The sequence below is a fragment of the Burkholderia sp. Se-20378 genome (genome assembly GCF_017104665.1).
In the GTDB taxonomy this organism is placed as follows: Bacteria; Pseudomonadota; Gammaproteobacteria; order Burkholderiales; family Burkholderiaceae; genus Burkholderia; species Burkholderia lata.
Genome location: NZ_JAAGPG010000359.1, coordinates 1 through 8,929, shown reverse-complemented (window position 1 = coordinate 8,929; position 8,929 = coordinate 1). Strand labels below are relative to the sequence as shown.

At 68.5% G+C, this 8,929-nt stretch carries 8 protein-coding genes; 2 read left to right on the top strand and 6 right to left on the bottom strand.

Translation table 11 applies throughout. The features are described 5' to 3' along the window. The 5 genes from G3N93_RS28120 to G3N93_RS28100 all read right to left on the bottom strand — a co-directional run. Positions 1 to 945 (bottom strand): hydroxyacid dehydrogenase (locus tag G3N93_RS28120; protein ID WP_206134425.1); only part of this gene is annotated, 945 nt, incomplete at its 3' end. Further along, on the bottom strand, positions 942 to 2,012 hold the full coding sequence (locus G3N93_RS28115) for a LacI family DNA-binding transcriptional regulator (protein ID WP_174981731.1): 1,071 nt from the start codon (positions 2,010 to 2,012) through the stop codon (positions 942 to 944). The genes G3N93_RS28120 and G3N93_RS28115, both read right to left, overlap by 4 nt. A gap of 22 nt (positions 2,013 to 2,034) precedes the next feature. Beyond that, complete coding sequence (locus tag G3N93_RS28110; RefSeq protein WP_206134424.1) at positions 2,035 to 3,921, bottom strand: TRAP transporter large permease subunit; 1,887 nt, start codon at positions 3,919 to 3,921, stop codon at positions 2,035 to 2,037. Positions 3,922 to 3,924: 3 nt separating this feature from the next. Beyond that, positions 3,925 to 4,953 carry a TRAP transporter substrate-binding protein gene (locus tag G3N93_RS28105; RefSeq protein ID WP_206134423.1) on the bottom strand — a complete coding sequence of 343 codons (1,029 nt, stop codon included), beginning with the start codon at positions 4,951 to 4,953 and terminating at the stop codon, positions 3,925 to 3,927. Between the two features lie 289 nt (positions 4,954 to 5,242). Continuing rightward, on the bottom strand, positions 5,243 to 6,151 hold the full coding sequence (locus tag G3N93_RS28100; protein WP_206134422.1) for a LysR substrate-binding domain-containing protein: 909 nt from the start codon (positions 6,149 to 6,151) through the stop codon (positions 5,243 to 5,245). A gap of 113 nt (positions 6,152 to 6,264) precedes the next feature. Here G3N93_RS28100 and G3N93_RS28095 point away from each other — a divergent pair, with 113 nt between their 5' ends. Beyond that, positions 6,265 to 7,203, top strand: a complete 939-nt coding sequence (locus G3N93_RS28095) for a 2-hydroxyacid dehydrogenase (protein WP_206134421.1) — start codon at positions 6,265 to 6,267, stop codon at positions 7,201 to 7,203. A 73-nt stretch (positions 7,204 to 7,276) separates the two neighbouring features. Continuing rightward, positions 7,277 to 8,644, top strand: a complete 1,368-nt coding sequence (locus tag G3N93_RS28090; protein WP_206134420.1) for an MFS transporter — start codon at positions 7,277 to 7,279, stop codon at positions 8,642 to 8,644. 49 nt (positions 8,645 to 8,693) lie between these two features. On the opposite strand, the gene G3N93_RS28085 is transcribed toward G3N93_RS28090, so the two are convergent. Beyond that, positions 8,694 to 8,929, bottom strand: a 236-nt coding sequence (locus tag G3N93_RS28085; RefSeq protein ID WP_241026735.1) for a LysR substrate-binding domain-containing protein, incomplete at its 5' end; no start/stop codon positions are given.

Sequence of the window (8,929 nt, the reverse complement as noted above, 5' to 3'; positions counted from 1 at the left end):
GCCGCGCGGCATGCTTCCGGCGAGCAGCGCGGCGAGTTGATCGACCGTCTCGAGCGCCTGGTGCTCGACCGCGGGCATCGTCAGACCGCCGACATGCGGCGTCGCGATCACGCGCGGATGGGCGGCGAGCGCGGGCGTCGGCATCTGGTCCGCCGCGCGCCCGACGTCGAGTGCACAGCCCGCGAGCCGGCCGGCGTCGAGCGCGTCGGACAGCGCCTGCTCGTCGACCAGTTCGCCGCGCGAAGCATTGATGAAATACGCGCCCGGCTTCATCGCCGCGAACGCGCCCGCATCGATCAGGTTCGCGGTGGCCGGCGTCGCCGGCGCGAGGCACACGACGAAATCGGCCGCTTGCAACAGCGCCGCGAAGTCGACCTGTTCGAGCATCGGCGCGTCGACGCGCACGTAGGGATCACTGACGACCACACGCATCCCGAGCGCCGTCGCAATCGGCGCAAGGTGGCGCGCGATCTGTCCGTAACCGATCAGGCCGAGCGTGCTGCCGCGCAATTCGCGCCCCATCTGCGGCACGGGCGGCATCCCGCGGTGGTAGGCCGACGCATAACGTCCGATGCCGCGCGCGAGATCGATCATCGCCCCGATCACCCACTCGGCGACCGCCGGCGCGAAACCCGGGCTCGCCTGCGTGACCAGCACGCCGAACGCGCTCGCCGCGTCGACATCGACGGTGCGGATATCGACCGCGCAGCGCAGGAACGCCGCAAGTTCGGGCAACCCGGCAAACAGCGCATGCGGCGCGGGCGTCTGCCGATACGCGATCATCGCATCGCAACCCTGCGCGGCCGCGACCAGTTCGTCCGTGCCCAGCTCGCGATCGAGCGGGTTGCACGTGACGTCCGCGATCGCCTGCAGCGCGCGCATAGCCTTCGCGCCGAAATAGCGGTCGAGCATCCCCGACGGATGCGTGACGAAGACGCGCATCATGCCGCCCCTCCTTGCGAGTGGCCCGCTTGCGGTGGCGACGCGACCGATGCGCGCTCGACGAGGGTCACGCGGGAGAATACGTGCGGCTCGGGCGCCAGCGGCGTGTCGCCGTCCGGCCGCATCACGCGCCGCACCATTTCCTCGGCCATTTCGGTGACGGGCAGTTGCACCGTGGTCAGCGCCGGATTCGAAATCGCCGACAGGAAGTGACCGTCCATTCCGACGACCGACACGTCGTCCGGCACACGCAGGCCGCCGTCACGCAATCCGGCCATCAGGCCAAGCGCGAACAGGTCGTTGACCGCGACGATGCCGGTCGGCCGCGCCGGATCGGCGGCAAGCGCGACGCCCAGCGCGCGCCCCACGTCGACGATCACCGCGTCGCCATACTCGTTCGCGGGGCCGCCGTCGAGCACCCTAGCGTGGGCGTCGACGCCCGCATCGCGCGCCGTCTCGAGAAAGCCGCGGATCTTGTCGCTGCGGCTCACCGTCATGCCGGCGACCGTCGCGAACGCAAGCCGCCGGTGTCCCGCATCGACGAGGCAACGCGTCGCGAGCCGCGCGGCGGCTTCGTTGTCGGCCGTGACGTGTTCGACCTTCGACGGCTCGCCGGGCGTCGCGCGCCGGTCGTAGCTCACGACCGTCATCCCGCGCTCGGCCGCGCGCTCGAGGTGGCTCTCGTCGGCCAGCGACGAGATCACGATCACGCGCCGCACGCCATGCGCGAACAGGTCGTCGAAGAACGACGCCTCCTTCTTCGCATCGCGATACGTATTGCCGATCAGCACGCGATGACCGTACCGTTCCTGCGCGCAGGCCTCGACTTCGCGCGCAATGTAGCCGTACATCGGGTTCGCCATCGACGGCACCAGCAGCCCGACGAGCGGCGTCTGCCCCGTCTTGAGCTGGCGCGCCAGCGTGCTGGGCCGGTACTGCAGCACTTCCATCGCGGCCTTCACGCGTTCGAGCGTTTCCTGCTTCATCTGGTCGGTGCGGCCGTTGAGCACGTTCGAAACCGTGCTGACCGATACGGCCGCATGACGGGCCACGTCCTGAATCGTACTCATGTCATCTTGCTGTAAAAGGCGGCTACAGGCCGAAACGGGCCGGCAGCCACAACGAAAACGCCGGCACGAGAATCAGCGCCACGAGGGCGGCGACCAGCACCAGCAGATATTTCACCATCGGCCGCGCAACGTGCCGGACTTCTGTGCCCGTGATCGCGCAGGTCGTGAACAGTCCGAGTCCGACCGGCGGCGCGAACAGGCCGAGCCCCATCGCCACCACCACGACCGTGCCGAAATGCAGCGGGTTGATGCCGAGCTGCAACGCGATCGGCGCAAGCAGCGGCCCGAAGATGATCAACGCCGGCGCACCCTCGAGCACCGCACCGAACACGACCATGACCAGCGCCGCGAGCAGCAGGAACATCGTCGCACCGTACTGGTGGGCGAACGCGGTCATTGTGCCCGAGACCAGCGCCGGAATTTGCTCGATCGACAGCGCGAACGACACACTCGACGCCGCGGCAACGATGAACAGGATGCCGCCGGCCATCGACGCGGCGCGCACGAACACGCGCCCGACCGTACGCCAGGTCAACTCGCGAAACGCGAGCCAGCCCGCCACGAGCGCATAGACCACCGCGAACGCGGAGACTTCGGTCGACGTCGCGATCCCCGACGTCACGCCCTTGCCGATCATCGCGACCATCACGAGCGCGACCAGCGCGCCGCCCGCGAGCGGCAGCCACGCGCGGCGCTCCGTGAACACCGCCGAGACGTCGATCCTGCGCCCGGTGATCACCGTGACCACCGCGAGCGACGCGGCCAGCACCGCGGCCGGCACGATGCCCGCGACGAACAGGCCGGCAATCGAGATGTTCGCGACGAAGCCCATGATGATCATGTTCACGCAGGGCGGGATGGTCTCGGCCATCACCGCGCTGCACGCGAGCAGCGCGGCCGTTTCGTCGGGATCCTGGCGTGCACGGCGCACCGCCGGCATCACGACGCCGCCGACTGCCGCGATGTCGGCGAGCTTGGAGCCCGACACGCCGGAAAAGCAGGCCGTCGCGAGAATCACGATCAGCCCGAGTCCGCCGCGCACGCGCCCGAAGATCCGCAGCAGCAGCTCGACGAGCCGTGCGGACATGCCGTTCGATTCCATCAGCAGCCCGGCCAGCACGAAGAACGGCACGGCGAGCAGCACGAAGTGATCGGCGCCGGCCATGACCTGCTGCGAGTAGACGAGCAGCGGCAGTGTCGGGTCGGCCAGGAAATACAGCAGCGCCGAAAACGCGAGCACGAAACCGATCGGCACGCCCAGCACGAGGCCACCGACGAAACCGGCCGCCAGCAGCATGCCCGGCGCGATCGCGTGCGCCGGCACCAGCACATTCCATCCATACAGCGCGGCCGCGAATCCCGCGCAGCACGCGAGCGTGCCGGCCACGCGGCGGCGCGGCGCGTCGAGCGCATTCGCAAGCGCGAACACGGTCATGAACAGCGCGCCGAACATCATCGGGTACACGTTGATCCAGCCCGGCAGCCCGCCCGGCGTCAACTGGTCGTACGAATCGGCAAGCAGCTGGCACGACGACACCAGCAGGTTCAGCGAGACGGCCGCGACGATCCAGTGGCCGATCTGCACGAGCGCGCCCTGCCAGCGTGCCGGGAACCAGCCGCGAAACAGGTCGATGCCGACGTGCTGGCTGCGCCCGAGCACCGTTGCCGCACCGAAAAACACCAGCACGATCATCAGCGCGCTCGCGACCTCTTCGGTCCAGTCGAGCGGGTCGTGCAGGAAATAACGGCACACGACCGAGACGAACACGACGAGCACATCGACGGCCAGCACCGCCGCGGACACGTATTCGATCGCGTGCAGCATCGCGTCCAGCACGCGTGCGACGCGGCGAGCCGGACGGCCGGCGCCAGGCGCCGCCGCGGCGCCCGAAACGGAACAGGTCTCCATCGCTCAGCCCCGTGCGGCGGCAATCGCCGGAAACAGCGGCGCGGTCGCCGGATACTGCTTGGCGAATGCCGTATAGAGCCGGTCGTGCATCGTCTGCCGCAACGCCGCGCGTTCGGCTGCCGCCATCGGATGGAAGCTCATGCCGTGCTGCTTCAGCGCCTGCTCGGCCTGATCGGCCTTCTGCGTGGCAATCGCGCGCTGCTGCGCAGTCGCGTCGGCCACCGCGCGATCGAACGCGGGGCGCAGGTTCACCGGAATCCGGTCGAGCGCACGCCGCCCCATCACGACGGTCATCGCGGCAAACACGTGATGCGATTGCCAGCAGGATTTCACCACTTCGTCGAACTTGCTCGCGAGCACCGTGGCCGGATCGTGCTCGAGCCCGTCGACGACGCCCGTCTGCACGGCCATGTACAGCTCGCCGAACGGAATCGGTGTCGGCACCGCCCCCATCGCCTTGAAGGTGTCCATGAACGCCGGCGTCGGCAGCACGCGCAGCTTCGTGCCCTTCAGCCCCTGCAGCGCCAACACGGGCTGCTTCGTGAACACGCAGCGCCCACCGAAATGCGAGCCCCAGGTCAGCACCGAGCAGCCCGCGCGCTTTTGCAGCAGCGCGTTCAGGCTTGCACCGACCGGGCCGTCGAGCACTTTCGCGACATGCGCATAGCTGTCGAACAGATAGCCGAGATCGAGCATGCCGAGTTCCGGCGCCACCGTCGCCCAGATCGACGAGCCGGCGATCATCATGTCGATCGCGCCGATCTTGACCTGCTGCACGACATCGCTCTCCTTGCCGAGCTGGCTGTTCGGGAAGTAGTCGACCCGGATCGCGTCGCCGACGCTCGCCTTCAGGTTCGCGGCAAGACGCTCGTACCACACGTAGTGCGCGGCGTTCTGGTCGGCCGGCATCGACGACGAGCAGCGCAGCGTCACGACCGGCTGCGCGCGCACGACTTCCGGCAAGCCGCCTGCAGCCGCGAGCGTGGCGGCGGACACCGTCTGCAGAAAGCGCCGCCGGGTGTAGGTATTCATGGGCCGTCTCCTTTGCGATTGCGCCTCGCGACGCACTGTATCGATTTAGTGTATCGATACAGTAATACGACGACCGACGAGATAAAAATGAGGGTTTTCCCGTGACAAGGATGAAAATGGGGATCCGTGCGGTCGATTTCCGGCCGAAATATTTGCGAATCTGAGAAATTTCGGCCAATTCCGGACGACCCGGAAATGATTCAAGCGGTCATCCTGAATTGTCTGACGACAGACTTTGAGCCACGCATGCGGGCGGGACGCTGGAGCGAGTCGTAGCCCCGCCGTCCCCCTATGCGCCCGCTTCTTCAGCGCTCTCGGTCAGAAACCGCTCGACCATCGCGTTGAACACCGGCAGCGCCGGATTGTCGTTGTCCGTGCGCCACGCGAGATACAGCTCGGCCGCCACGTCGGCGCCCGCGAGCGGCCGGAACACCACACCGTCGACATGCAGTTCGCGCGCCGACGCCGGCACGAGCGCGGCACCGAGCCCCGCGCGCACGAGGCCGAGGATCGTATGCGTCTGCCCAACGTAGTGCAGGTAGTTCGGCAGCCGCCCCGCGTTGGCGAACACGCCCGAGATCAGGTCGTGGAAGTATTTCCCCTCGTTCGGCAAATACGCGATGAACGGCTGCCGGTCGAGATCGTCGGGGCCGATGCGCTCGCACGCGGCGAGCGGCGCGCCCTCCGCGACCGCGACCAGCATCGGCTCACGCTGCACGAGCCGGTATTCGAGCGGCTGGCGCGCGGCGCGCTGGCGCACGAAGCCCGCGTCGAGCATCCGCGACGCCAGCGCATCGATCTGCACGGTCGACACCATCTCGCGCAATTCGATGTCGACGTCGGGCAGCGCATGCGCGGCGTGCGCCAGCAGCATCGGGATCATCCGGTACGCGCTGACCGCCGTGAAGCCGAGCGTGATGCGGCCGGCGCCGCCATGCGCGACGCGCTGCGCGGCCTGCTCGGCTCGTGCGGAGAATTCGAGGATGTGTCGGGCGTCGCGCAGAAACCGCTCGCCGGCCGCGGTCAGGCTGACCTGCCGGCTGCTGCGTTCGAGCAGCGCGATGCCGAGCGCGTGCTCGAGCAACTGGATCTGCCGGCTGAGCGGCGGCTGGGTCATGAAGAGGCGCCGGGCCGCGCGACCGAAATGCAGCTCCTCGGCGACCGCGACGAAACAGCGAAGCTGGTGCAGTTCAATCATCCAATTCTTGAATCAATCGATAGTCTTTTGATGTTAGACGCATATCGATGCGATTTCTATACTCGGTTGCACCTGATGCGCGGCCCGCGCCACGCACGACGACCGAGACCTTCATGACCATCGACATCCTCCTCACCCAGCCGCTCCCCGACGCCATCGACGCCGAACTGTCCGCCCGTTACGCGGTGCACCGGCTGTATGCGGCCGAGCAGCCGGACGCGCTGCTCGATCGCGTGGCCGCACGCATTCGCGGTGTCGTGACCGGCGGCGCGAACGGCCTGTCCGCCGCCTTGATGGACCGGCTGCCCGCGCTCGAGATCGTCGCGATCAGCGGCATCGGCACCGATGCCGTCGATCTCGACCGCGCCCGTGCACGCGGCATCCACGTGACGACGACGCCCGACGTGCTGACCGACGACGTCGCCGACATGGCGATGGGGCTGATCCTGATGACGCTGCGCGACCTCGGCGCCGGCGAGCGCATCGTACGCGCCGGCCGCTGGGGCAAGACGGCCCAGCCGCTCGCAACGCAGGTGACCGGCAAACGGCTCGGCATCGTCGGGCTTGGCCGCGTCGGGCGCGCAATCGCACAGCGCGCGCAGGCGTTCCGGATGCCCGTCAGCTACTTCGGCCCACGCGAGCATCGCGACAGCGGCTATCGCTTCGTGCCCGACCTCGCCGCACTCGCGCGCGACAGCGACGTGCTCGTGATCGCGGCATCGGCCGATCACGGCAACGTGCTCGTGACGGCCGACGTGCTCGCCGCGCTCGGCCCCAAAGGATTCCTGATCAATGTCGCACGCGGCAAGCTGGTCGACGAAGCCGCGCTGATTCGCGCGCTCGCCGACGGCACGATCGCCGGCGCCGGCCTCGACGTGTTCGCGAACGAGCCGCACGTGCCGGCCGGGTTGCTCGAACTCGACCGCGTCGTCGTGCAGCCGCACCGCGCGAGCGCGACCCACGAAACCCGCGAGGAGATGGGCCGGATCGTGCTGGCCAATCTTGCCGCGTGTTTTGCGGGCCAGCGCCCGCCGACCAGCGTCACGCGCTGATCGCCACACGCCGCACCGCGGCCACCCGTTACAACACCGGATGCCTCCGCGCGACGGAGGCCAGGAGACACGCATGCCCAATCGATCCAGCGGCGCCGCCCTCGCCGCGTCGCCCGCCGCCTCGCGCACGATCGGCCGCGTCCGCTATGCGGTCCTCGCGCTGATTTTCGCGGTCACCGTCATCAACTATGCGGATCGCGCAACGATGTCGATCGCCGGCACCGGCGTCGCGCACGACCTCGGGCTGACGCCCGTGCAGCTCGGCATCGTCTTTTCCGCGTTCGCGTGGGCCTATGCGATCGGCCAGATCCCGGGCGGCTGGCTACTCGACCGCTTCGGCGCGCGGCGCGTGTACGGCCTGAGCCTGCTGCTGTGGTCGGTCTTCACGATGCTGCAGGGCACGGTCGGCTGGCTCGCCGTGCAGGGCGCATCCGCCACGCTTGCGCTGTTCGTCATGCGCTTCATGCTCGGCCTCGTCGAATCGCCGGCGTTCCCGGCCAACTCGAGAATCGTCGCGTGCTGGTTCCCGACCGCCGAACGCGGCACGGCATCGGCACTGTTCAATTCGGCGCAGTACATGGCCGTCGTACTGTTCACGCCCGCGATGGCCTGGCTCACGCATGCGCTCGGCTGGGAGCACGTGTTCCTGTGGATGGGGATGCTCGGCATCGCGCTCGCCGCGCTGTGGTTCGCGTGGTATCGCGAGCCGCACGGCCATCCGCGCGTGAGCGACGCGGAGCGCGACTACCTGCGCGCGCACGGCGCGCTCGTCGATCTCGAAGCGAACCGCGTGCGCCATCGGCCGCGCGTGTCGTGGCACGACGTGTCGCAACTGTTCCGCCACCGGAACCTGTGGGCGATCTACATCGGCCAGTACTGCATCACGGCACTCACCTACTTCTTCATCACGTGGTTCCCGATCTACCTGATCAAGGGGCGCGGGATGACGATCATGGAAGCAGGCTGGGTCGCCGCGCTGCCGGCGATCTGCGGGTTCACGGGCGGCGTGCTCGGCGGCGTGCTGTCGGACTGGCTGATCCGGCGCGGCATGCATCCGTCGAAGGCGCGCAAGACGCCGTTCGTCGTGGGGATGGCGATGGCGACGCTGCTCGTGCTCGCGAACGGTGCGTCGTCGAATGCGATCGTGATCGCACTGATGACGATCGCGTTCTTCGGCAAGGGGCTCGCGGCGGTCGGCTGGGCCGTACTCGCCGACACGGCGCCGGAAGGGATGGTCGGCCTGAGTGGCGGCGTATTCAACGGCCTCGGCAACATCGCCGGGATCGTCACGCCGCTCGTGATCGGCTATTTCGTCGCCAGCACCGGCTCGTTCGCCGGCGCATTGTGGTTCGTCGCCGCGCACGGGCTGCTCGGCATTGCCGCCTACGGATGGCTCGCGGGACGCTTCGAGCGGATTCGCATCGCGCCGCCGCACGCATGAGCCTCGCCGCGACCCGTGCGGTTCGCGCGGAGCACGCCCGCGCGGATCGTCACGCGCGCTTGCGGCCGCCCGGCGTCAGTTCGGTGGTCAGCCGGTCGAGTTCGCGCAGGTCGTTCTCGAGCGCAGGCGTAAGCGTCGTGCGCAGGTGGTCGAGGAACGTGCGGATCTTCGCGTCGAGATAGCGGCGCGTCGCGTAGACGGCATACACGCTCACCGTCTGCAGCCGGTACTCGGGGAGCACGCGGATCAGCCGCCCTTCGCGGATGTCGTCGAGCACCGTGTACA

Excerpts from the sequence above, each read along its gene's own strand:
- G3N93_RS28105 (WP_206134423.1), bottom strand. The coding sequence starts at position 4,953 with ATGAATACCTACACCCGGCGGCGCTTTCTGCAGACGGTGTCCGCCGCC.
- G3N93_RS28115 (WP_174981731.1), bottom strand. The coding sequence starts at position 2,012 with ATGAGTACGATTCAGGACGTGGCCCGTCATGCGGCCGTATCGGTCAGC.
- G3N93_RS28100 (WP_206134422.1), bottom strand. The coding sequence starts at position 6,151 with ATGATTGAACTGCACCAGCTTCGCTGTTTCGTCGCGGTCGCCGAGGAG.
- G3N93_RS28090 (WP_206134420.1), top strand. The coding sequence starts at position 7,277 with ATGCCCAATCGATCCAGCGGCGCCGCCCTCGCCGCGTCGCCCGCCGCC.
- G3N93_RS28095 (WP_206134421.1), top strand. The coding sequence starts at position 6,265 with ATGACCATCGACATCCTCCTCACCCAGCCGCTCCCCGACGCCATCGAC.
- G3N93_RS28110 (WP_206134424.1), bottom strand. The coding sequence starts at position 3,921 with ATGGAGACCTGTTCCGTTTCGGGCGCCGCGGCGGCGCCTGGCGCCGGC.